At 64.8% G+C, this 22931-nt stretch carries 25 protein-coding genes; 7 read left to right on the forward strand and 18 right to left on the reverse strand.

The window, feature by feature from the left end; all coding sequences use genetic code 11:
• Nucleotides 1-6 precede the first annotated feature (6 nt).
• From IDF66_RS13495 to IDF66_RS13525, 7 genes are all read right to left on the reverse strand, one after another.
• Entirely contained in the window at nt 7-825 is an 819-nt protein-coding gene (locus tag IDF66_RS13495) for an alpha/beta hydrolase (RefSeq protein ID WP_190267215.1), read from the reverse strand.
• Between the two features lie 121 nt (nt 826-946).
• Nucleotides 947-2656, reverse strand: a complete 1710-nt coding sequence (atzF, locus tag IDF66_RS13500; RefSeq protein ID WP_190267216.1) for an allophanate hydrolase — start codon at nt 2654-2656, stop codon at nt 947-949.
• Nucleotides 2653-3324 carry an alpha/beta hydrolase gene (locus IDF66_RS13505; RefSeq protein WP_190267217.1) on the reverse strand — a complete coding sequence of 224 codons (672 nt, stop codon included), beginning with the start codon at nt 3322-3324 and terminating at the stop codon, nt 2653-2655. Before IDF66_RS13505 ends, atzF begins: the two co-directional genes overlap by 4 nt.
• Entirely contained in the window at nt 3321-4028 is a 708-nt protein-coding gene (gene biuH, locus IDF66_RS13510; protein WP_190267218.1) for a biuret amidohydrolase, read from the reverse strand. The genes IDF66_RS13505 and biuH overlap by 4 nt, the downstream gene beginning before the upstream one ends.
• On the reverse strand, nt 4025-5068 hold the full coding sequence (gene atzD / locus IDF66_RS13515) for a cyanuric acid amidohydrolase (protein ID WP_190267219.1): 1044 nt from the start codon (nt 5066-5068) through the stop codon (nt 4025-4027). The genes biuH and atzD overlap by 4 nt, the downstream gene beginning before the upstream one ends.
• Complete coding sequence (locus IDF66_RS13520) at nt 5065-6423, reverse strand: nucleobase:cation symporter-2 family protein (protein WP_190267220.1); 1359 nt, start codon at nt 6421-6423, stop codon at nt 5065-5067. Before IDF66_RS13520 ends, atzD begins: the two co-directional genes overlap by 4 nt.
• A gap of 112 nt (nt 6424-6535) precedes the next feature.
• Complete coding sequence (locus IDF66_RS13525; protein WP_317628689.1) at nt 6536-7183, reverse strand: GntR family transcriptional regulator; 648 nt, start codon at nt 7181-7183, stop codon at nt 6536-6538.
• A gap of 207 nt (nt 7184-7390) precedes the next feature.
• On the opposite strand from IDF66_RS13525, the gene IDF66_RS13530 reads away from it, so the two are divergent.
• The 5 genes from IDF66_RS13530 to IDF66_RS13550 are packed head-to-tail and all read left to right on the forward strand — an operon-like array spanning nt 7391 to nt 13087.
• Complete coding sequence (locus IDF66_RS13530; RefSeq protein WP_317628690.1) at nt 7391-9568, forward strand: amidase family protein; 2178 nt, start codon at nt 7391-7393, stop codon at nt 9566-9568.
• Between the two features lie 3 nt (nt 9569-9571).
• Complete coding sequence (locus IDF66_RS13535) at nt 9572-10360, forward strand: 5-oxoprolinase subunit PxpA (protein ID WP_190267223.1); 789 nt, start codon at nt 9572-9574, stop codon at nt 10358-10360.
• Nucleotides 10357-11739, forward strand: coding sequence for a cytosine permease (locus IDF66_RS13540; protein ID WP_190267224.1), 1383 nt, complete (start codon nt 10357-10359; stop codon nt 11737-11739). The genes IDF66_RS13535 and IDF66_RS13540 overlap by 4 nt, the downstream gene beginning before the upstream one ends.
• Nucleotides 11736-12089 carry an amidase family protein gene (locus IDF66_RS13545; protein WP_317628691.1) on the forward strand — a complete coding sequence of 118 codons (354 nt, stop codon included), beginning with the start codon at nt 11736-11738 and terminating at the stop codon, nt 12087-12089. The genes IDF66_RS13540 and IDF66_RS13545 overlap by 4 nt, the downstream gene beginning before the upstream one ends.
• The gene (locus IDF66_RS13550) at nt 12086-13087 is read left to right on the forward strand and encodes a formamidase (protein WP_190267225.1); all 1002 of its coding nucleotides are present in this window, start codon (nt 12086-12088) and stop codon (nt 13085-13087) included. The genes IDF66_RS13545 and IDF66_RS13550 overlap by 4 nt, the downstream gene beginning before the upstream one ends.
• Nucleotides 13088-13303: 216 nt before the next feature.
• Here IDF66_RS13550 and IDF66_RS13555 read toward each other — a convergent pair whose 3' ends face one another.
• Together IDF66_RS13555 and IDF66_RS13560 are read right to left on the reverse strand one after the other, a co-directional pair.
• Nucleotides 13304-13675 carry a hypothetical protein gene (locus IDF66_RS13555; RefSeq protein ID WP_190267226.1) on the reverse strand — a complete coding sequence of 124 codons (372 nt, stop codon included), beginning with the start codon at nt 13673-13675 and terminating at the stop codon, nt 13304-13306.
• Nucleotides 13676-13952: 277 nt separating this feature from the next.
• Nucleotides 13953-14783: a DUF1214 domain-containing protein gene (locus IDF66_RS13560; protein WP_190267227.1), complete on the reverse strand. Its 831-nt coding sequence runs from the start codon at nt 14781-14783 to the stop codon at nt 13953-13955.
• A gap of 2 nt (nt 14784-14785) precedes the next feature.
• On the opposite strand from IDF66_RS13560, the gene IDF66_RS13565 reads away from it, so the two are divergent.
• Nucleotides 14786-15019, forward strand: a complete 234-nt coding sequence (locus tag IDF66_RS13565) for a DUF1214 domain-containing protein (RefSeq protein ID WP_190267228.1) — start codon at nt 14786-14788, stop codon at nt 15017-15019.
• A gap of 238 nt (nt 15020-15257) precedes the next feature.
• Here IDF66_RS13565 and IDF66_RS13570 read toward each other — a convergent pair whose 3' ends face one another.
• A complete protein-coding gene (locus IDF66_RS13570; protein WP_190267229.1) occupies nt 15258-16523 on the reverse strand; it encodes a vWA domain-containing protein in 1266 nt (421 codons plus the stop codon).
• A 97-nt stretch (nt 16524-16620) separates the two neighbouring features.
• On the opposite strand from IDF66_RS13570, the gene IDF66_RS13575 reads away from it, so the two are divergent.
• Complete coding sequence (locus tag IDF66_RS13575; RefSeq protein ID WP_190267230.1) at nt 16621-17331, forward strand: NUDIX hydrolase; 711 nt, start codon at nt 16621-16623, stop codon at nt 17329-17331.
• A gap of 90 nt (nt 17332-17421) precedes the next feature.
• Here the strand turns inward: IDF66_RS13575 and IDF66_RS13580 are convergent, their stop codons facing one another.
• From IDF66_RS13580 to IDF66_RS13615, 8 genes are all read right to left on the reverse strand, one after another.
• The gene (locus IDF66_RS13580; protein WP_190267231.1) at nt 17422-17757 is read right to left on the reverse strand and encodes a hypothetical protein; all 336 of its coding nucleotides are present in this window, start codon (nt 17755-17757) and stop codon (nt 17422-17424) included.
• Between the two features lie 156 nt (nt 17758-17913).
• Nucleotides 17914-18159, reverse strand: a complete 246-nt coding sequence (locus IDF66_RS13585; RefSeq protein WP_190267232.1) for a YrhB domain-containing protein — start codon at nt 18157-18159, stop codon at nt 17914-17916.
• The gene (locus IDF66_RS24050) at nt 18156-19553 is read right to left on the reverse strand and encodes a toxin glutamine deamidase domain-containing protein (protein WP_190267233.1); all 1398 of its coding nucleotides are present in this window, start codon (nt 19551-19553) and stop codon (nt 18156-18158) included. The genes IDF66_RS13585 and IDF66_RS24050 overlap by 4 nt, the downstream gene beginning before the upstream one ends.
• Entirely contained in the window at nt 19550-19837 is a 288-nt protein-coding gene (locus IDF66_RS13595) for a WXG100 family type VII secretion target (protein ID WP_190267234.1), read from the reverse strand. The genes IDF66_RS24050 and IDF66_RS13595 overlap by 4 nt, the downstream gene beginning before the upstream one ends.
• Before the next feature lie 18 nt (nt 19838-19855).
• Complete coding sequence (locus tag IDF66_RS24140) at nt 19856-20173, reverse strand: WXG100 family type VII secretion target (RefSeq protein ID WP_190267235.1); 318 nt, start codon at nt 20171-20173, stop codon at nt 19856-19858.
• 494 nt (nt 20174-20667) lie between these two features.
• A complete protein-coding gene (locus IDF66_RS13605; RefSeq protein ID WP_190267236.1) occupies nt 20668-20955 on the reverse strand; it encodes a hypothetical protein in 288 nt (95 codons plus the stop codon).
• Nucleotides 20956-20965: 10 nt separating this feature from the next.
• Nucleotides 20966-21502 carry an LpqN/LpqT family lipoprotein gene (locus IDF66_RS13610; RefSeq protein ID WP_223309450.1) on the reverse strand — a complete coding sequence of 179 codons (537 nt, stop codon included), beginning with the start codon at nt 21500-21502 and terminating at the stop codon, nt 20966-20968.
• A 184-nt stretch (nt 21503-21686) separates the two neighbouring features.
• Entirely contained in the window at nt 21687-22829 is a 1143-nt protein-coding gene (locus tag IDF66_RS13615; protein ID WP_190267237.1) for a hypothetical protein, read from the reverse strand.
• Nucleotides 22830-22931 lie beyond the last annotated feature (102 nt).

A 22931-nucleotide genomic window follows, 5' to 3' on the forward strand; every position in this document is an offset into this window, starting at 1 on the left:
ATCGAGCTACGCCTTCGGATCGATGCTATGCGCTGTGAGGAAGGCGAGGGCGTCGGTCGCGAGTTCCTGCCAGCCGCGATCGGCGGAGAGGCTGTGCCCGCGGTCGGGGTAGAGCTTGAATTCGGTCGGCGACGAGCTGCGCTTCTGCACCTTGTACCCGGCCTCGACGGTCGACGCCGGCACCGTGCGATCCTTCCCGCCCGCCATCATCAGCAGGGGACCTTCGCGGCCCTCGAGATCGATCGCCGCCGGACTGTGCCGCTGGAAGTTCGCGAATGCCGCCTCGAACAGCGGGCGGCACGGCGACGGGATGGCGAACTCGGCGAACAAGGCGTCGGACTCGGCGCGATCGACGGCACTGGCGAACCCCGCGTGAAAGGTGTCGGCGGTGTGCGCCCACGTCTTGTGTCGCAGGCCCGGGTGGGCGAGGACGGGTGACGCGGTCTTCAGCTGAACGAGTGGCGGTGGCTTCTTGACGCCGCGGAAGGCCGCCGGTGCGATCGCCACGCACGCCCGCGCGAATCCGCTCGCATGCAACTTCTGTGCGATGAGCCCGCCGAACGAATGCCCGATCACCACCGGCGACGCGGGCAGTGCGGTGATGATCTCTTCGTAGTGCTTGGTGATCGCGTCGATGCCGACATCGTCCTGCGTCGAGGCGTCCGCGCGGGTGTCCGCCGGAGTGGCGGCCTCTCCGGGCCAGCCCGGGGCGACGGGCGCGAACCCAGCATCGGCGAAGAACGTCACCCACGGGTCCCACGACGACGCGTGCAGCCACAGGCCATGTACGAACACAACAGGTATGGCGTTCGGGGATGATGTCATCGCAACCTCCGGGATGCTGAGCTCGACCGCGTCCGATGATCTGGGGACGTTACTCGCAGATGCCGCGTTGCGCTGGGCATATGGCGTCGCCGATCCGGCGACACGCACACAGAGGTTGCCGCTAGACGCTCACCGCACTCACCTGATCCAGATAACTCAACCAGCCGCCGAACGTAGTGATCTCCTCCGCATCGTCCAGAGCCGATGGGCTGCAGGAGAATCCGATAACTCGGCGTCCGTGTGAGAGTTCAACCGATCCCAGCGTCATCGGCTCGGGCAGCTCGCTCAGGAAAGAGGCGAGTGCAGCAGGGGAGAGACGCCAGATCCCGCCGTCGATCGCGCTCTCGACACCGGGGTCGGCCACCAGGCCGGGCTTCGGAGGCGTCGTGTCCAGTGCGTACAGACGGTATCCACGCGCGGTCCGGTCAAACCCGACGAAACGGGCTCCGCGACTGCGCAGTTCGTGCTCCAACGGCTGGCCGGGCAGATGAGCACCGACGACGAACAGGTCCGTCGTCGGCGCACCGGCCGCCTCGATCCACGGGCCGCCCGCGGACAAGGGTGGGGCGCATCCCGGCGCAGCAACTGACTCCGGCGCTTCGTGGACACGTCGGGCGATGTCCAGGGCCACCGCGTCGTGGAACGCCGGAGCCAGGACGGTCACGCCGAACTGCCCGTCGCCGACGGTGCCGGCGGGTACCGCCACGCCGCACATGTCGAAGAGATTCGTGAAGTTCGTATACGTGCCGAGCCAGGCGTTGACCCCGATCGGATCGTCGGCGACCTCGACCGCCGACGGCTGCCCGGGCGCGGTCGGTACGAGGAGTGCGTCGCAGTCGGCGAGCAGCGCCATGCTCTGCGTGCGGAGATCGTCGAGGCGAGCCAGATCGGTGACCATCTCAGACGCACTGATTCCTGCAGCGCGGGAGATGATCTGTCCCACAACCGGGTCCACCTCATCCGGGTGGGCGTCGACGTAGGCGCCGACAGCGGCGTGGCGCTCGGCGACCAGCGCGCCATCGTAGAGGAGGCGTGCTGCTTCGAGGAAGGTCGCAAACAGAATCGGACGTATCTCGACGCCATCGCGGAGCAGATGGTCGACGGTCCGCTCGAACGCCGCGTTCCAGCCTGGTGCCATGTCGACGAGAACATCCGGAATCGCGACACAGGCGTTCGTGGGCGCCGCGAGCGGGATGTCCGAGGGAATCGGCCGGGTGCCGTCACCGCCGGCCATCACCGACATGGCGACGTCGGCGGTGTCGATGTCGCGGGCCATGATCGTGACCGCATCCCATGATCGGCAGGCCGGCAGCACACCGGTCGTCGAGACGACACCGAGGGTCGGCTTGATGCCGACGATGCCTTGGAACGCGGCCGGCACCCGACCCGAACCGGCGGTGTCGGTGCCGATCGCGATGTCGGCGAGCCCGAGCGCGACCGCCACCGCAGATCCCGAACTCGAACCACCCGAGACGAACTCGGGGCGCCGGGCGTCACGGACACCGCCGTACGGGCTGCGCTGCCCGACCAAGCCGGTGGCGAACTGATCCAGATTCGTCGTACCCACCACCGTCGCACCGGCGCTACGCAATCGGGCCACCGCGACCGCGTCCTCGGATGCCGGCGTGGTGGAGAAGCCGGGGCACGCGGCAGTCGTCGGGTAGCCCTCCACGTCGACGTTGTTCTTCACCGCCAACAGCAAACCGGCCAGAGGTCCGGTCGCCGTATCGAACTGGGCGCGGATGGAATCGTGATCGGCGATATGGATCCACACCTCGGGCCGGTCCACCGCGGTCAGGGCGTCGGCGAAAGCGTCCACACGATCGGTCATTGCGGTCTGCTCCTTGCATAGGTGAGGTCGTCGTGCTCGACGAGCCGCCGGTCGTCGAGCAACGGTGTGAAGGCGTTCTGCAGGTGCGCGGCGTGCCCGGTGTCCGGCAGCACGCGATACCGGATACCCGTCAACGTCGACAACGCTTGTACCGATTCGTGCCGCGCGACGGGCGACCACTCGCCGACGGTTAGCATCACCGACGCCGGATCGATCGACGGCGGTCGCGGTTCGAACGCCCGGAACATCGCCAGTTCGCGGCCGACGGTGTCGGCGTCGGCGGTTGTCATGTCCGGATGCCACCTCGGTCCGTACAGCGCACGGCCGAACCCGGTGACGCCGTCGGCACGGAATCCGGCGACCACGTCGTCGAGCAGTCCGGGGGCGAGTGAGCCGGCGGCGGATTCGTGCAGGATCGCCGCAGACATCGGTACCCCGCGAGCCGCGAGCTCGAGCCCGAGCGTGGCGCCCCCGCTGACGCCGATCACCAGCGCCCCGGCACACAACGGTGCCAGGGCCTGGATCTCGGTGTCGAGGTCGCCCGACTGCGGTCGGACCGGGACGTGCACGGTGAAGCCATTCCGCGACAGCGTCATTGCGGTCTGGTCCCACACGGTTGGGTCGACGGCGACGCCGCAGATCAGGATGGCGCGTGGATCACCGTTCACGTCGCGGCAGCGGCCACAGGTGCTCCCACTGCGGACAGTAACTGGGCCGACGTCGCTGTGGCTCCGAACACCCCGCCCTGCATGGCGATCATGCTGAGCGCGGCGAGATGGTGGTCATGGTCGGTGGCACCGGTGCAGTCGGAGAGGACGAGACACTCGTAGCCACGGTCGTTGGCTTCCCGCATCGTGGTGTGCACGCATACATCGGTGGTGATGCCGGTGAGGATCAGATGCGTGATGCCGGCGCTGCGCAGGATCAGATCCAGGTCGGTGGCGTAGAACGCGCCCTTGCCGGGCTTGTCGATGATCGGTTCACCAGGAACCGGGGCAACCTCCGGAACGATCTCCCACCCGGGCTCGCCCCGGACCAGGATCCGGCCGCACGGACCGACCGAGCCGATCTCGGCGCCGGCACGCGCCGAACGCCAGCGCTTGTTCTCGGGCAGGTCGCTGAGATCGGGGCGGTGACCCTCACGGGTGTGCACGACCAACATGCCCTTCTCGCGGCAGGCGGCGAGGACCTCGGCGGTCGGCGCGAGTCCCGCTCGCGTGAGGGACAGGTCGTAGCCCATCGAGTCGACATAGCCGCCCGGCCCGCAGAAGTCGACCTGCCAGTCGATCAACACCAGTGCGGTGCGGCTGATGTCGACCGCGCCGTCGTAGGGCCACGGATAGGGATGTGCATCAACAGGTGTGGTCGTCATGTCGGATCTCCGAGCTCGTAGAGGAAGGTCACGCTGCCGCCGCCGGGCCGGCCCTGATGTTCGGCCCCGCCGGACACGTACACCGCGCCGTCACCCTTGACCGCAGCGGCCAGCGCACCGACGGCGGCGCGCGCGTGCCGTGTGGAGTTGATGTCGGAATCGGTCAGCATGGTGTGGCGCAGACCGCGGATGCTGCCGCTCGGGTCGGCCTCGGCCTTGACGAAGAGCTGTCGAATCGTGCCGCCGCGCTGGTCGATGAGTGCGGCAGCGTCCGTCAGCGCGTCCAGGTCGAATCCGTCCTTCATCTCGGTGTGCAGGGCACGCAACGGATTCGATGCATTCGGACTCTCCGCGACAACGAGGATGTGACACGAGTCGAGCTCCGCACCGGCGCTCGCCGACGCCCGGTTCGACCATGCCGTACCACGCCCGGCCAATGCGTCGCGCGCGGCGTCGACGTCGATCTCGTCGAGCGCCACCGCGATCCCGAGCGAGCTCGCCGCACGCGACCGACCCATCGACTCATACGTGTCCGCCGATGCGGGTTCGATTCCCTGCGAACGCAGTTCGGTGATGTCGGTGGAGGTGAGCAGTGGGCACTTGACCAGGACGAGATGCACATCGGACGTCGCGACCCCGAGGTCGGCGATCATCTTCGCGACAGTGTCACGGACGGCGTCCATCTGGCCTTCCCGCCCGAGGTCGGCGAGCGGGATGGGCGCGGTCGTCGTCGCGGCGGCTACCATGCCGCGGTCATAGTGCTCACCGGAATCGTCGTCGGCAATCAGGAGATTGACGTGTGGGGAGAGCACTCCTTCGGTGCCGCCGGAGAACACTGTCACCGCATCGGGGCGGAGGTGAGGTTCCCAGGCGGCGGCCGACAGGGTTCTACTGAAGTCGTTGACGCACCCGTTGCCCTCGGTCTTGCCGATGACGGCGAGGATGGATGTCGGGTCGACGCCGTGCTCGGCGGCCAGTCGTAGTGCACTGGTGTCGTCGGGTCCCGCGGTGGGAAATGTCAGGAGTCGGACTCCGGTCATACCGTAACCTCCTTGTCAGGTGTGGTTGTCGTCGTGGGGGATTGCTTCTCGGGTCGCCGCCGGCGGCGGGGGAGATGGTGGAAGAAGAGGTTGAGGACTAAGGCGGTGATCACGGCGCTGCTGATCGCGTTGCCGAAGATGATCTGCACCTCAGAGGGGAACTGTGAGTAGATGTCCGACGACACGATCGGGATCATCCCGGCGCCGAGGGCGAGAGAGACGATCAGGAGATTGTCGTTGTCGCGGTAGTCGACCTGGGCCAGGGTGCTGATGCCCGTTCCGGCCACGGTCGCGAACATGAGAAGGCTGACGGAGCCGATCACCACGCCGGGCAGGCTGGCGATGGTCTCACCGAGTTTGGGTATCAGGGCCAGCACGATGAGGAGACCGCCGGCGACGACGACCACCGAGCGTGCTGCGACCTGGGTGATCCGGACGAGGCTGACGTTCTGCGCAAAGATGGTGTCGGGGAACGACGTCCACAACCCCGCCAGAACTGCGGAGGCGCCGTCGGCGGCCAGGCCGCGAGCGATTCGCTTCGGTGTCACGTCGGTGCCGGTGGTTTCTCCGATGGCCATCATGTACGCGGTGGACTCGATGAAGATCACCAGCATCACGATGCTCATCGAGATGATCCCGGCGACCGGGAACGTGGGGGCGCCGAAGAGGAAGGGTTGCGGGATGCCGAACCAGGCGGCGTCGCCGACGCCGGAGAAGTCGGTCAACGACATCAGCGCTGCGACAGCGGTTCCGAGGACCAGAGCGATCAGCACCGCAGCTTGCCGAAGAATGCCTCGGGCGTAACGCATCAGGGCGACCGCCACCAGGATGATGCCGAGCGCGAGGGCCAGATGGGAGCCGCTGGCAGGCTGATCGTCGAAGGTCATGGACACGGCCTTGCCGATGAGGCTGAGTCCGATCATGGTCACGGCAGCGCCGCGGACAGCCGGTGGGAAGTACTTCAGCAACTTCGAAAATGGCACGGCGACAAGCAGTCCGAACACGCCGGCGCCGATCATCGATCCATAGACCGCGTTGATCCCGTACTCCTGGCCGATCATGATCATCGGGGTGACGGCGGTGAATGACGCGCCGGCCACCACCGGCAGCTTGGCACCCAGCACTTTTCCGACACCGGCGGCCTGGATGATGGTGACGATGCCGGCGATCAGCAGGTCGGCGTTGACGAGGAGCCCGATGGTGCGTTTGTCGAGATCCATCGCCGCACCGAACACCAAAGGCACTGCGACGCAACCGGTGTACATGACGAGGACGTGTTGAGCGCCGAAGACGGCGGTCTGCCATCCTCGGAGCCGGCGCTGCTCGGGGCCGGCAGTGGGCGAAGTCGTTGGCATACGAAATTCGTATACGTTTGATGTGTCTCTTGCGTTAGACGGTGTAACCAACACGTAAAACGAGGAGAGTTCGTATACGAAAACGAAGGTCACAGAAGGTCGTGGAGTAAGGTCACAGAAGGTCGTGGAGTAGCGCCTCGTCCTTCTGTACATGTTCGTCCATCAGGTAGCCGGCCTGGACAGGCGACCCGTCGAGGATGGCACCGGCGATCGCGGTGTGATCGCGCCAGCAGCCATCGGCCCGGCTTTCGACGTCGCGGTCGAACACCCACGCGATCCGTCGGAACGTGTGCTCCAGCATGCGGGCGAGTTCGCCGTTCCCGGACGCCTGTGCGACCAGGGTGTGGAACCGCAACACGAGGGGTGGGACCTGATCGTGCTGATGGGTGCGCTCGGCGTGGCGACCGGACTCGGTGACCTGCCGGAGTTCGGCGGCGACGGTCCCCCCGAGCCGCTCGGCCGCAAGCCTGGCGCCGAGCACCTCGAGACCCCGGCGCACCTGCATGAGTTCGAGAGCGTCGACGCGGGAACTGCCGGAGACGGTGGCACCTTTGTATCGCTCCAACGTGACGAAGCCTTCGCTCTGGAGCTGGGACAGCGCTTCGCGGACGGGGACGCGCGAAACGCCGAAGCGCCCGGCCAACATGGGCTCGGGGAGCCGGTCGCCGGGACTGAGCCGGTTGTCGAGAACGTCGTCGCGGATGGCGGCGGCGATCGACTCCCGGGTGGCCGGGCGGATCGCCGTACTGTCGGAACTCACCTCCTCAGAATAGGCCGTCGGGTGCCGGGGTTGGGCCACGGATGTCGAGACCATCAGTGCATCAACACTTCTGGCGCATCTCAGTCGATGGGCGAGGCCCGGATTCGTCACGTAGCCGTAACAGACCCCACACGTCCACGTCATCGGCCGCGCCCACACTCATCCGAGTGTGATCACACATGGCATTCGGATCGGAGTGATATCACAGTGGCAACGGACATACTGACGCCCACCATCGGGGAAAGCGTCTACCAGGAGATTCGACGCAAGATCCTCGACGGTCGGATCGCCCCGGGTACGCGGGTATCCATCAGATCGCTTGCGCAGTCGCTCGGCGTATCCACGATGCCCACACGTGAGGCCCTCAAGCGCCTGCACTTCGAAGGACTCGTCGAGTTCGACCGTCGCGCCGTGACCGTCACCAGCCTGAACGCCCGTGAGATCCGGCAGCTCTTCGCCATCCGATTGACACTCGAATCGCAGGCAACCGAATGGGCCCTGCCGCGACTCGACCACGAATCCATCGTCTCGATGCGCAAGATCCTCGACCAGATGGCCTCATCCGGCATCACCGCTCACGAATGGCGCGAACTCAACCGCGAGTTCCATCAGACGTTCTATGACTGCGCCGACAGCCGTTACCTTGGCGAACTGATCCGGAACACATGGGACCGGGTCCAGCCGTACATGGCGATCTATGCCACCGTGCCACACACCCTCGACGAGGCGCGACGTCAGCACGAGCAGATGTTCGACCTCATGTGCGACGGCCGACTGGACGAACTCCTCGACGCGACACGACACCATCTCGAGCACACTGCAGACGCCATCGTCGGCGCTCTCGACGGCGGACTCGGTTCGGACAAGGAGCACCACGTGAACTATGCGGAACTGACCATCGACGAGCTGCATCGCATGATCCGCAGCGGGGAGACCACCAGCGCGGCGGTGACCGGCTGGTACCTGAACCGGATCGACGACATCGACTCGATCGACAATCCCGACGGACTCCAGATCAACTCGGTGGTGACGGTCAACGACCGGGCACTGCGAGATGCCGCGTACATCGACGAGATCTATGCCAAGACAGGCGAACTCGTCGGACCGCTGCACGGTGTTCCGATCCTGGTGAAAGATCAGGGCGAGACCGCAGGAATTCCCACTGCCTTCGGGTCCGAAGTATTCGCGGACTATGTACCGGATGCCGATGCCGTCGTTGTCCGACGACTTCGCGAGGCCGGGGCGATCATCCTGGGCAAGACGTCGATGTGCGACTTCGCCGCCGGGTGGTTCTCCTTCTCCTCACGCTCAGAGCACACCAAGAATCCGTACGACCCCAGTCGCGAGACCGGCGGGTCCAGTGCGGGTACCGCAGCGGCCGTCACCGCGAACCTCTGCCTCGTCGGCATCGGGGAGGACACCGGTGGCTCCATCCGGCTGCCGTCGTCGTTCACCAATCTGTTCGGCCTACGCGTGACGACGGGTCTCATTCCGCGGACCGGCTTCTCCCCGCTGTTGCACTTCCAGGACACCCCCGGGCCGATGGCGAGGACCGTGACCGATCTGGCGCGCGTGCTGGACACTATCGTCGGATTCGACACCTCCGACGCCTATTCCGGTGTCGCGACCACGAACCCGGACGTCGGGGACTATCGCGCAGCGCTGGACGACGTGGCGTCGTCCGCGTTGGCCTCGTACCGAGTCGGGGTCCTCACGGACGCGTTCGGCCACGGAGTCGGCGAGGACCAGACGAACGCTGTCGTCCGAGCCGCGATCGACGAACTCGCCACATGCGGAACAACTGTCGTCGGGGATCTCGTCATGGGCGATCTGCAGAACTGGATTCGCGAGACCTCGCTCTACAGCTTGCGGTCCAAACAGGACATCGATGCGTTCCTCCGCAATCGTCCGACGGCACCGGCGACCTCGGTCAAGGAGATCGTGGCGGCCGGCGCGTTCCACCCCCTCACCGACCTCATGCGCGACATCGGGGACGCTCCCGACGACGTCGACGACAACCCCGAATACCTGCGCGGTCGTCTGCGGCAGGAGGAATGGCGTCGCGTGCTCGTCTCGATGATGGCCGAGGCCGACGTCGACTTCCTGGTCTACCCGACCGTCCAGGTACCCGCGCCCACGCGTGACGACCTCGCCGCCAAGCGGTGGACCGCACTGGATTTCCCGACCAACACGGTCATCGCGTCACAGACCTCGCTGCCGGCGATGAGCATCCCTGTCGGCTTCACCGACGACGGACTTCCGATCGGGATGGAGGTGGTAGGGCGGCAGTTCTCCGAACGAGCCCTGCTCCGATTCGCCCGTGCCTGGGAGCTGGCCGCGAACCCGAGACGGCCCGCCGTGGCGACCGTGCTCGACGAGGGCTGAGTCGTGGAGATCGACATCAACTGCGATCTGGGTGAGAGTTTCGGCGTCTACGTCTATGGGGCCGACCCGGACATGATGCCGCTCATCACCTCCGCCAACATCGCATGCGGAGCCCACGGGGGAGACCCGGCGGTGATGCGGGAGTCCGTGGATCTCGCCATCGCCCACGGCGTGTCGATCGGCGCGCACATCGGCCTCGAGGATCGCGCGGGCTTCGGACGCCGAGAAATACCGACCACGCCGCAGCAGGCCTACGACCTGTGTCTCTATCAGGTGGGTGCGCTGGAGGCGTTCGTCCGCGTGGCCGGAACCGCCATGCAGCATGTGAAACCACATGGCGCGCTGTACATGATGGCCAATCGCGATGCGGTTCTGGCCGACGCGATCTGTCTCGCAATCCGGAGCTGGAATCCGGCCCTGTGTCTGTATGTGCTACCGGGCTCAGCGCTCCACTGTTGCGCCGTCGAGCATGGTCTGACGGTCATCCCGGAGATCTTCGCCGATCGTCCCTACCAAGACGGCGACGTCCAGATGTATGACCGCACCGCACAACTCATCGGGGGACCCGACGTCGTCGTCGCTCGAACTCTTGAACAGTTGGACGGGCCACACCGCGGAGAGATCCGCACGGTGTGCCTGCACAGCGATACCCCGAACGCGCCGGCACTGCTGCACGCCGTGCGTTCTGCCCTCAACGTCGAGGGCTACAGCTTCGTCTCGCCCAGTGCGGCGCAGATGGAGATGGTCACTCGCCCGAATCACACCGCATTGGCCCAGAAGGGATTCCTATGACCACGCGAATCGAGACGCCATCGACGGCAGAACACGAAGGGCACCATGGACTGGAGGCCGAGTTCGAGAACGTGCCCGTCCCCGACTCCCACCGCAGATCCGTCTTCTCGGTGTCCGCGGTGTGGTTCGGGTTCCCGATGGTCCTCACGTCCGCCATCTTCGGCGGGACCATCGTATACGGACTGGGCTTCTGGAAAGGCATCCTGTCCATCCTGATCGGCAATCTGGTGCTGTTCGCCTATGTCGGGTCGCTCTCCTACCTCGCAGGCAAGACCGGTAAGAACTTCGCGCTCAGTGCCGCAGAGACATTCGGCCGCAACGGCGCCAAGGTCGTCGCCGGCTTCCTGTCGACGGTGGTGATCGGCTGGTTCGCCTTCCAGACTGGACTGACCGGAGCCACCCTCGAAACCTCACTCGGATGGAACGCCACCTTGCTGGCGCTGATCGCCGGACTGCTCTACATCGGCATCACCTTCATCGGTATCCGTGCGCTCACGGTGATCGGCCTCATCGCCGCTCCACTGTTCATCGCGCTCGGAATCGTCGCCGTCGTGATCGCCACCCGCACAGACGGTATCGGCTCGATCGCCTCGTTCCAGGGTTCGAGCAACGCCACGGTCCTGTCGATGGGCGCCGCCATCACCGTGGTCATCGCCGGATTCGTCGACTCGGGCACCATGACCGCCGACTTCACCCGCTGGTCACGCAATGGCCGTGAAGCCGTCGTCGCGACGTTCAGCGCGTTCCCGATCGCCAACATGATCGCCATGGTCGTCGGCGGCATCGTCGTCGCCGCCGGCGCAGCCGTCGACCCCGCGAGTAACGGTGGCGACTTCCTGCCGATCCTGACCGAACACGGTCCCGTGCTGACCGTTCTCGCCGTCATCTTCGTGTTCGTCAACCTCGGATCCGTCTGCGCCCACTGCCTGTACAACGGTGCCGTCGGATGGAGCCAGCTCACCGGCTCGACGATGCGGCTGCTGACCATCATCCTGGGCGCCGTCGGACTGGCGATCGCCCTCGCCGGTGTCTGGAGCCACTTCAGCACCTGGCTCAACCTGCTCGGGATCTTCGTCCCGTCGATCGGTGCGGTTCTGATCGTCGACCAACTGATCACACGCCGCGCAACCCGGCGGGCGGCCACGGCGTTCCGGGTACAGCCGTTCATCGCGTGGATCATCGGTGCCGCATGTGCGTACATGGTGCACCATTGGGCGCCGCAGCTCAGCGAGGCGATCGTCGGAATGGTCTGTGCGGCAGTGGCCTACCTCATCGTCGAAGCAGTTCTCCCGGAGCGGCTCCCTCGATCCGTGGCGACCGCCACCACGGAGATCGAGGTCTCCGAGAAGACGGCGTCGGACGCCGAGGTGTCGCAGTGACTCTCGCAACGGGCATCGACCTGACCCGGGCGTCGGCCGCCTTCGCGGGTGGGGATGACCCTGGGCCGATGCAGGGACCAGAGCTGATCGACTGTCAAATGGTGGATTCGGGCAACTTGTTGGGATTCCTGAACATCTTCAGCGTCATCGGGCAGCCGGTCATCTCGGTTCCCGCCGGCCGTACCGCCGACGGCCTGCCCGTCGGAATGCAGATCGTCGGGAGGCACCTTGCTGATGCCGACGTGCTGGGTGGGGCAGCGGCGTTGGAGCCAGCGCAAGGGTGGCGAGATCGATGGTGTGCGCCGTCGACCCCGGTCGCCGGAAACGTTCAGGCAGGAAGTGGACGATGACAGGACTCGACGGACTCAACCCCACCTCCGGCGCGCTGGTGCTCGGTTTGGTGCAGGCACGTGTTCCCACTGTCTCCGGATCCGCGGACCTCAAGGCGACGGCCGAGAGGCTCGCCGATCAGGTCAGGCGTGCCAAGAAGGGAATGCCGACAATCGATCTCGTGGTCATGCCCGAGTACAGCATCAACGGTCTCGACCCCGACACGTGGCTGGACGACAGCCTGCTGTGCGACCGGGACGGCCCCGAGATGGCAGTGCTGGCCGACGCGTGCCGTGAGGCAGGCGTGTGGGGATGTTTCTCCATCATGGAACGCAACCCGGACGGGGCGCCGTGGAACAGCGGCATCATCGTCGACGATCACGGCAGTGAGCGGCTCTACTACCGCAAGATGCATCCGTGGGTGCCCGCCGAGCCCTGGGCACCAGGCGACCTGGGAATCCCCGTCTGCGACGGACCTGCCGGTTCACGGCTGGCGCTCATCATCTGTCACGACGGCATGCTTCCCGAGATGGCACGTGAGGCTGCGTACAAGGGGGCCAATGTCATCCTGCGCACCGCCGGATACACCTACCCGATTCGTCAATCATGGCAGATCACCAATCAGGCCAACGCCTTTCAGAATCTCGCTTACACGGCATCGGTGGCACTCGCCGGGCCCGATCAGAACAACATCTGGTCGCAGGGAGAAGCGATGGTCTGCGACGTCGACGGCACCGTGCTCGTGCACGGGGATGGAATCCCCGATCGGGTCGTCACTGCAGAGGTCGTTCCGGCCCGTGCCGACGCCGCCCGACGGAGGTGGGGAGTCGAGAACAACATCTACCAACTGGGTCATCGCGGGTACACCGCAGTCGCCGGTGGCGCCGGCGACTGTCCTTACACCTTCATGCGGGACCTGGTGGCGGGCGAGTATGCGGTGCCGTGGGAGAACGAGGTGGAACACGTCGACGGAACCGGGGCGGGGTGGGGTCCTCCGGAGAGTGTTCGGGCGAGGTGAGTGCGTAGTACGGGTGACGCAGGCAGCGATGTCGACCGGGCGACCTGGATGTGGTCAATCGTCGCTCCCTGCGCGTGAATCCGGACTGTTGCGTACCGGGTGGCCCCAGCGTGTCGGAGTGGTTCGAAGGTCATGATCGAGACGTGGCTGTCTATCGGGCATCCGGGTGTCACAGCGACATAGGATGCGCAGTAGGAACTTTCACATCCTGGGTGGCTACTTCGCCCCGTGTCGTTCGAGCCAGCGATCGGCCTCTTTGACCGCGTCGAATTCTTCGGGCGTCAGATACTTCTGGCAGGAGACGATCAAGCCTCCGACGCACTGCCCCAGGAACGCGAAGGCCGCAATGAACAGTGCTCCGCGCGCGACTGAGCTACCCGCCGATGCGGCGTACCCACCCGCCCCGGCCGCGACGCCGATCCCGACGCGCTGGCGGCGTGTCAGCCGGGTGTTGTAGGACATCGGACGTCCTTCCGCCTTCTGCGCAGGCGTGCGTCGCAGGGGGCGCAACCCGAAGTAGAGGCTGGTGAGGATGACGCCCACGCAGATCAGGAGCATCGTGACCGCATACGCAGTGTTGTTCGGCATCTCCGCGACTGAGAGATAGATGAATCCACCGACAATGCCGAAAGAGATTCCGCAACTGACCAGAGCCCAGCAGACGACGTAGGCCCGCCTGATCCAGTACGCAGGTCCGCGGTCATACCAGGTGGTTCCGAGGCTTTTGATGGATTTGATCGGTGGCCGCCGGGTCTCGTCGCGTGTCACCGGAACAAGTCCCTTTCAACCCCTCGACGTCGTTGGACGCCAAGCTCGGCGACCTGAGCACGAAGGAGTTTACAGTTCGGGCGGAAGACCGCGCCCGTCACGTACGGGTTCGTGCGGAATCCTTGACGACGGCTGGTAGCGCGTAGTCGCCTGTGCGTACCGCAGGGCTCGGCAGATACAGCCGCATGATGAGCCAGAACGGACCGTCAGGTGCGGGCAGCCAGTTGCTGGTCCGGGACTCGGGTTCCTTGTGGGAGATGACTATCTCGAGGGCGCCGTCCTCATAAGTGAGTCCAGGCGTCCGGTCACCGATGGAGTATCGGGCCAGCGGATTGTCATGGAGCTTCGCCTCGGGCCACCGGTAGAGCGTCACCGACCAGAAGGCGTCCACCGGTGGGAGGTGCCCGGCGGGAAAGCGAAGAACGTAGGAATTGTTGCCGTGCAGAGGTTCCCCCGCATCGTCGACGAGGGTGTTCGGATAGATGGTTTCCTCGGCGACGTTGCCGGCGTAGCCGTACTTCGCGACCCGCGCGCGTTGCAGGAAGTCGGTACCGTACGTGCCGACACCGGTGGTGGGCATCTCCCAGCCGTTGACGCGGTCGACCTGTTGGGCCTGGCGGGTGATGAGATCCTTGCCGGTCTCGATTGCGCGACGCAGACCCGACGCGACCGCATCGTCGAGCCGGTCGGGGTCGAAGTCGCCACCCGGGCCGATTCCGAGGCGGGCGAAGAGAGCCAGCAGCCCCTCATCGCGTCGTGACGGCGGGTTCTGGGTCATGCCAACTGTCATGGCGCGGAAGAACTCCAGCGAATCCACGACGTCGGCAGGCACCGAGGTCGCCGCCGGTTGTGCGACCGGCAAAGGGGTGGTGTCGCCGATCCAGGCGCTGAGCGGGGTCAGCGTGTAGGAGTCCTGCGTCGCCCACAAACATGGTGGCGAACCCGATCGACCGGTACGGGGTGGGCAGCCTGGGCGATGACATGAACTACGACGACGACGGATCGCTCGAGATCCTCCTGCAGCACGAGATGCCACCTGCGGGCGCGACGAAGAACTGGATCCCGACGCCGGACGGGCCCTTCAACTTGTTCCTGCGTACCTATCTTCCTGGACCGTCCTTCGTCGAACAGGACTACGTGCCGCCGGCCGTCACGCGGATCTGAGCCCGACTCGGTATCGAACCCCGGCTTCGGTGCCGAGGAGGACGCCCGCGGCGCGGTCGAGCTGGGTGGTGATGAGGTCGGTCAAGTGGGTGGTCCTTTTGGGTGCGCGAGGGGAGTGGTCTCGATACGCGGGCTCGCCCCAGGGGCTCGCTCGCTACTCGACCAGCGGTGGGCGTACCGCACCGCTGGCCGAGTACTCGACGCGAGTGTCGAGATCAGCGGTGCGGGACGTCCAGCATCAGACTCGACCGCGCTTGCGGTTTCCCAGGTGATACGAATCGCGCGTCGCCTTGGAAGCATAGATCGCACCGGTGACGTGCACCTGCGCGCCGATCTCGTCGATCATCTGCAGTTCGCTGTCGATGACCGCGCGATCCCCTGGTGCGGCGCAGCCGGCCGCTTCCTGCAGCCGCTCACGCGATGTGCGGAGATGCGCCTGTCCTGCGTCGAGATCGCCGGCCTCGTAAGCCCGTGACGCCTCGAGCTTGGCCGCCTGACCTTCCTGATACAACCGCTCCGATTGCACCTTCGGGTCGGGCATGCGTTCACCGAGCTCGTCGCCCGGAACCACGTTCACCGAGATCGGCAGCGAGACTGTGTGTTCCGTGAGTGATGCAGTCTCGACGTACCGCAGTTCCAGCTCGGCGATCTGCGTGAGTCCGAGCGCGGCGAGTCCGTCGACCTTCATCCGCAGCAGCAACTTGCGACTCTCGAGTGCATACAGATCGCCCAGCTCGATCATCACCTCGCCGTCGCCGATCTGGTGGGCGGGCAGGTCGTTGTACAGCGACAGTGACTGGACCTGCGGCTCATAACGGACGGTCAGGGTCACGGCCTGCGCTGACTTCGCCAGCAGGCCTTCCACTTCGCCGGCGATCGCGGCTCCGGCAGCGTCTGGGTCGTCGGCGAACACATGATTTCCGTTGCCCGACCGGGCAATTGCCGACAACAGTGTCTCGTCGTAGCCACGTCCGTAGCCGAGGGTCGATGTGACGACGCCGTCGGCGGCGGCCTTGGCGGTGATACTCGTGAACTCGTCGAGTTCCTGGATGCCGCGATTGACATGCCCGTCACTGATCACCAGGACGGTACCTCCGCGGACGCCGGCCGCCTTGGCGCTGCGCCGCAGCTCCTGCAAGCCGCGGAGATATCCCGACGACAGGTCGGTGCATCCGCCGGGCACGATCGACCCGATCGCATCGACGGCGCGCTGCTTGTCGGCGAGCGGGCCCGCCGGGACCACCACCTGGGCGTCATCGTCGAAGGTGACGACACCGAACACATCCGACGGATCGAGTTGCGCGACAACACCGCCCAGCGCCTTCTGGGCTCCTTCCAGCGGCGGACCCGACATCGATCCGCTGCGGTCGAGAACCACCTGCAATGCCGTGGGTGCGCGGTCGGTGTCCGGGCCGGCCGGGGCCTCCAGTTCGAGCAGCAGGGTGACCTCGTCGGCAGCCTCGTGGGCGACGACCTCGACGTCGAGAGCGGCGGAGAGTTTCATCGGAATTCCTTCCTCCCACCCGGCATCCGACCGAGGCGGTGACTTTTCGCGTTTGTGAGTTTACTACTTTGCGCAGACATTCGCATAGGGTTGAGTCGTGAACGCTCGCCCCAGCCCGCAATTGAGCGACTACCCGCGTCCGAATGTCGCCGTCGACATCGCGGTCCTCACGGTGGTCGACGGGACGTTGTGTGTGGTGGTCCAGCGCGGTGGTGACTCCGAGGGAGCCGCACTACCGGGCCGGTTCGTCCGAGAGCGCCGGACCGTCGACGAGACGGTGCGCGAAGTCCTCGAACTGAAACTGGGGCTTTCGCCCGATCACGTCCGGCCGCATCTGCTGGCGGTTTTCAGTGATCCTGACCGAGATCCTCGCGGGTGGACGATATCGATCGCGCATGCTGTGGTGTTGCCGGCCGACGACCTGTCGGACGTCGTCGGAGAGTTGGCACCGCTGACGCCGGAGGGCCGTTTGGCGTCAGGGGAGCGGTTGCTCTACGACCACGACAAGATCATCTCAGCGGCCACCGACAAATTGCGCGAGCGCTACGAGGACCAGCCGGATCCTGACAACCTCCTCCATCAGCCGTACACGCTGTCGGAACTGCGGGAGCTACACGAGGCGATCCTCGGGCGGCGACTGATGCGTGACTCGTTCAACCGTCGGGTCCAGCCGCTGTTGGCGGCGGAGATCGATCCGGAGGGCAAGCCGGCAACGCGTGTGGGTGGTGGGCGACCGGCACGGCTCTACAGCAAGGACGCCCCGCCGACGGCGACGTTCGGGTGGAAGTTGCCGAGTGCGGAGGAATGAGTGGAGTGGCGCCACGCCTGCCACGTCAGGAGCCCTTGGTGGCGCCGTCCCGATTCCGGGGTGATCGTCCATGTGAACCGCCTGTCAACCTCATCGTGCCCTCGACACCAGAGGCTGCTCGACTTCAGCCTTGTAGCCCTGGAACTCTCGGTTCAATTCGCGTCGAGTCTCGAAGTCGTTGTCGTATATCACGATGTCGGCGAACGAACGCATTCCGCGGTGCATCCGCCAGTACAAGCCGGACTGATGCTTCAGGACCTCTGATGCTGACGCCGGATCTGTCTCAGCGTCATGCCCTAGACGTGACAGTGCCCTGAGACCTGGCAGGAAGTTCGTCATATCGTTGGCCTGAAGGAGTGTGATCATCTTGTCGATCACCGCCGTCACCGCTGCAACGCGTATGCCGGCGTATTTTTCAGCGAACACCTCTATAGGCCGTAGCGCTTCTGAAATTCAGAGGTCGAGTTCGAATTCGGAACCGCTGCAATCTTTTAGGACCTTGAACGGTAAGCTCCCGGTTGCAACCGACGATACGTTCCTGTTCTCTACAGAATCACGCGAATCGTGTCACAGCCACATGAATTACGGGGCCGCCTCGAGCACAAATCCGCTGCCATCCTTGAATACCTTTATTGGCAGATTTCCGGCCAGTGCAGAGAGAATATCATTCTTTTCGATGAGGTCACGAGAATTGTACGGGAAGTACCAGGCGTCCTCGACTTCCTGCACCGAAGATTCAATGATTACCAATGCAGTCCCGATGTTGCTCCCCATTCTGCCAACTTCGTTCTGTGCAATATTGAGCGCCTGCAGATAGTCAATGGTCATCTATACCTCATTAAGTAGGATTGAATATATCCTTGGTTTCCGAAGGTTCCGACGGACCCGGACTGTCCGTCAAGGAATCGAACGATCCCTCGTTGGTTGACAACGTTGAACACGTGTCCGACCTGATCGGGGCCTCGGTAACCGAACACCACACCGCGAGCACCATCGCCAGCCTTGTCCATGATGCTCTCGATCTGTCCTTGACCTGACATCGGTTTGAACTTCGCACCGAAGTAGTCTTGTAGGTCTGTGACCGGCCTGGGCTCTCCGAGGGCCGCAGAGACCTTCTCACCGTCAAGCATGCGGTCTGTCGTAACCACACAATTCACGCAGTTGGTTTGCCCACCTCCAGGATTTACGTTCCGTATCGAACCTGCAAGGTTGTCGGCCGTGGCGGCACCGGTCTCACCGATGTCATTCACAGCCTGCGTCCCGGCGCGCTTGACCACCGCTTCCTCGAACGGCTTCATCTTCGAGGCGATCTCCACGGCCCGGGCTGCGAAGCCCCGTACCGAGGCCGCGACGGCGCGTGCCCCATCGACAAGGGCCTCGATCACTCGGCGGATCTTTGCGGCGGCGGTTGCGATACGGGTGGCAACGGCAGCTTGCGCGGCCACCTCATCGAGACCGACGGTGAAGATAGCGAAGGCAGCACCGGCAGCCTCGATCGCCGCCGTCTCGATCATCAGCTCCTTCAGAGTGGCGAGGATCTCGTGATGAGCATCGTCGAGATGGGTCGCGTACTCGGCACACGACGATCCGATCCGCTGAAACACCCTCGCCAGCTCGCCGGCGTGAGTGCTGACCGCCGTGCACGCGGCCGAGGCCTGTGCAACCTCTGGACTGCGCTGCACTGAGACCTTGGACGCAGCAGATCCGGCTACCGAAGTGCCGTTTGTCAGTTCTGCTGCAGCGGAGTTCCACGCCGCCTGGGCTGCGTGTAGTCGATCCTGGTGGCCGTTCGGCCAGGCATAGCCGACCAACCCGGCAACCAACGACCACCCTGGCGGCCCGCCGCCGCTACCGCCGCCGGCCTGCGGAAGCCGAGGAGTCGAGATCCTCGCCGCCCTGGGTGCTGCTGGAAACCTCCCACCCCTGCCGCCGACCGTCGACGACGTGTCCGCGTCGGCGTGATTCTGGCCCGTTGCGTGCAGCAACACAGCGACCTGGCCGGTTCCATTGACGAGCCCGGCGGCGGCTTCCATGGCGGAACGGGCCGATTCGTCGTAGGAATGCGACCATTCGGTCCCTGCGTTATCCGATCCACCCATGCCGCCTGAGCTTCCCAAAGCAGCGGCGAGGCCTCGGATCGATCCACCTGTCGTGTCCGCAACCCTCGACATCTGCGTGGCCGCGTCGGCATACTGTGCCGGGTCGACTGCGAGCACTGTCACGGCCACATGCCTTTGTTGGCGGCGACGGCGGCAGAGTAGTTGGTGTGGGCCGTTCGTCCTGTAGCGTCCAGATCGGCCAGCGCGGACTGCATCTCACGCGTTCCCTCGACCCAGCGGTCGTGGGCTTGCTTGTGGGCATCAGCGGCCTTGCCGGTCCACGACACGTGAAGATTGTCAACCACTTTGTCGACGTTGCGACAAATTGCCTCGGCGTCCTTGCCGAACTTGCGCATCAGCGTGACGATCCCGTCCAGCTCCGCGAGATCGACCATGAAATGGTCCATTCCCCCGACTCCCCCCCGCTATCTCAAGTTCAGAAGTGCATGATCTGACGACAGCTCTCTTGTGTTCGCCACTTCCGTTGCCGCATATGTCTGTCCTGCCGATCCGAGTAGGGACGCTGTTGCGTCCAGACCGCCGACAACCTTTCGTGCCCCGTCGAGCCAGAGCTCCCAATCCTCTCGGAAAGCGTTCGCGGCCCGTCCCTCCCAGCCGCTGTCGAGGAACTTCTCAACGCGCGCCTGCAGTTCCCTCACTCGGTCATCGAGGCGATCTGCGGATGCACCGAATAATCGGCTCGTTCGGGCGAGTTCCTCAGGTGAGGCCTCAAGGTCTGACATCGAATCCCCCTGCACTGCGTGTTCGTCCAGTCAGCAGTGTAGATGGAATGGTTATGTCTTCTTGGGGCTGTAGCGAGTCCGTGTTGGTTACGGCCTCAACTCGGATTGCCTCCAAGCCAGGCAAATCCGGCAATCGAAAGACGATCGCGACCGGTACCAATCAGGCATACCGGTCAGGAGTGCCTATGTCGCAAGGCCGCTTCCTGATCCGCATCATCGCGAGCAAGATGTCCGCAGTGCCCTGGAAACCAAAGGATGGATTCGAGCAACGTTGACGACAGCCCTCGGGCCCGTTTGCGATGGGATTTGGACGAACTTGGTGATGGTCGTGCAGTTGCTCGGCTGAATATCGCGGGTTAGCTCGGATTCAGCTCTACGATCTCATCGGTCACCTTCCGACGCGCACGCTCTTCCCACCTCTTGTGCGTCGGGAACGCTTGCACACTGGCCCGCGAGCATCGTCGAAGCCAGCTCCACTGTCAACCAATTCATCGTCATTCATGGAACTGACCCTTGGGTAGTCGTGGACGAGCCGAACCGGGCCAATCTCCCTTGGCGATCACGGTCCACGTGTCGGGAGATGAGGTGAAGTCCATCCAGCGTCCATGGCCCAGGTATAGGGAGTAGAGGTGCTCGTCGGGAAAGTTTCCCATTCGAAGGTAGAGCGGTGTGGTCAAGGTTTCACCGCGAAACCACCCGACGTCGTCTGGGTCTGGCGTGAAAGTCGTCGCCGTGGCCAGCGCGGCCTCGAGATCGGGAACGGTAATTGCGCGCGCAACCATTGAGACCTCCTCAGTCATCGAGATACGCGGACTTCACTGTCCGGAGCAGTGAAGACCAGTGCTCTGCGGTGTCGGACGCTGTGGTGCCAGTGCATTGCAGCAGATAGACGACGTTTCCCCGTTGATAGAGAACATGTTTGGTCACCGCGAATAGCCAGCCCGCCGATTCATCTCGGTAAGAGCCGGCTTGGATGGTGCCACCTTCGTTTCGATCGGTGATGGGAAATCGCTCGGCTTGGTGCTCTGACCAGTCCGGTAGTCGGCGTGCGTCGTTGAACGCATCATCGAGTGCGTCGTTGACGTCGACACCGTGATCCACGATGAAACGAGTGAGCACAAGGACGATGTTGTCGCGCAACGACGCCCACGGGGACTCGGGAGCGATAAGCGTTCTCAAGTAGCCGAGCTGTCGACCACTCGGGTCTTCCTGCCATTCCGATGCCGGTGCGTCTATTCGGATGTCGCCGGCAATGGTGCGCGGGTCGACAACTGGTGCCGCCGTTACCGACATCAGCCGCACTCGTTCATACAGACCGATCTCGCTCAATCGAACGGTCCTCCAACCTGTTTCCCAAGATGACTGCCGGTTTCGGTACCTGCGGCGACGCCGACCGGACCGCCACATATTCCCGACCTCGTCGATCAGCTCGTTGCCCCAGCGTATGCGATCACCGCGCCCGGAGGCCGTCTGGCCGAGTACACCCGCCCGGAGTCGATCCCGCGGCCTCACCTCACCGCACACTCGGCAGTGGAACACCCTTCTTGGCGAGGTCGTCGACCTGAGATTGATTGACGGGGGCCCATTTGCCCTTGCCGAACAGATGAATACCGTTGACGTCTACGCCCTTGAGCGACTGGGCTTCGTACTCGTAGTGGTAGTGGACGGCGACGCCGTCCCCGCCGACCGTGCGCACCGGATGCGAACCGTCGGGCACCGCCCGGACAACACGCAACCGCATCTGTGAACGCCCCTGGACGTCGATCGTGCCGGCCTGGCGTCCGGGGTTGACCTGCCCGCCGGCTCCCGGTGCGGTGTTGGGTTCTGACCCCTGCGGGAGCGGCACGCCGACACCCTGATTGGTCATCGGGTTGGGTGTGATGAGGTTCTTCGAGAAGGTCCCGGTGGCACCGTCGTTGGCGTCGGGGTCGATCACGCGGGGGGTGGTCCGCGGATCACCGCCCGCAGGTATGTCGTCCAGATCGAAGACACGAGTGGTGCCGGTGTGGTGATCGCTCACGATGCATCCGTTGGGGCAATCACCGGGCTCGATGGCAGAGCCGGGCAGATCCGGACTGCCCCCGATGCTCCTGGCATCGACGAAAGGCGCGTCGGGTGTGGTCGAACGAGGGGGCGCAGTCGGTTGCGTTGTCGACGGCTGCGCGGGCGTCGGTGCTGGGGTGTCGGTCTCCGGCGCCGTCGTGTCTGGTGTAGGGGAGGTCGTCGTGCCGGGTTCGGGCGACGAGGACGACGGACCAGATTGCCGGGTCGCCGAGGGCGACTGTGTCCCACCGCCGTCGGAAGGCTGTGACCGCTGCTCTTCCGGGCCTGCCTGATCCGGGTTGTCGTGCGGGGTGTCGGATGACCGATCTGTGCCGCCCGGGGTGATCGGCGCGATCTGATTTCCGGTCTCGCCGGGTGAGAACTTGTGTGGGCTGCGGTCGGGTTCTGCGCCGACCCGCGGATGATTGTCGTTGTTGTTCCCGCCCGGAACACTCTTGTGCGGACTGCGATCCGGCTCGGCTCCGTGACGTACGTGATTGTCGTTGTTGGTGCCGCCGGGAACGCTCTTGTGCGGGCTGCGGTCGGGCTCTGCCGACGCCGCTGCGGCGGGAGCTGCGATCGCGACCGCGACAGCAAGAGCAATGGCAGACATTCGGTGGGCGCGCATCATCGCTTCTCCTGACTCGTGAACGGGGACGGCCCTCACTGGGGCTGCGGTTCACGCTAACCAGGTAGTCAGCCCGCAGAAAGTGGT

This window comes from Gordonia hankookensis, assembly GCF_014673215.1.
Lineage (GTDB): Bacteria > Actinomycetota > Actinomycetes > Mycobacteriales > Mycobacteriaceae > Gordonia > Gordonia hankookensis.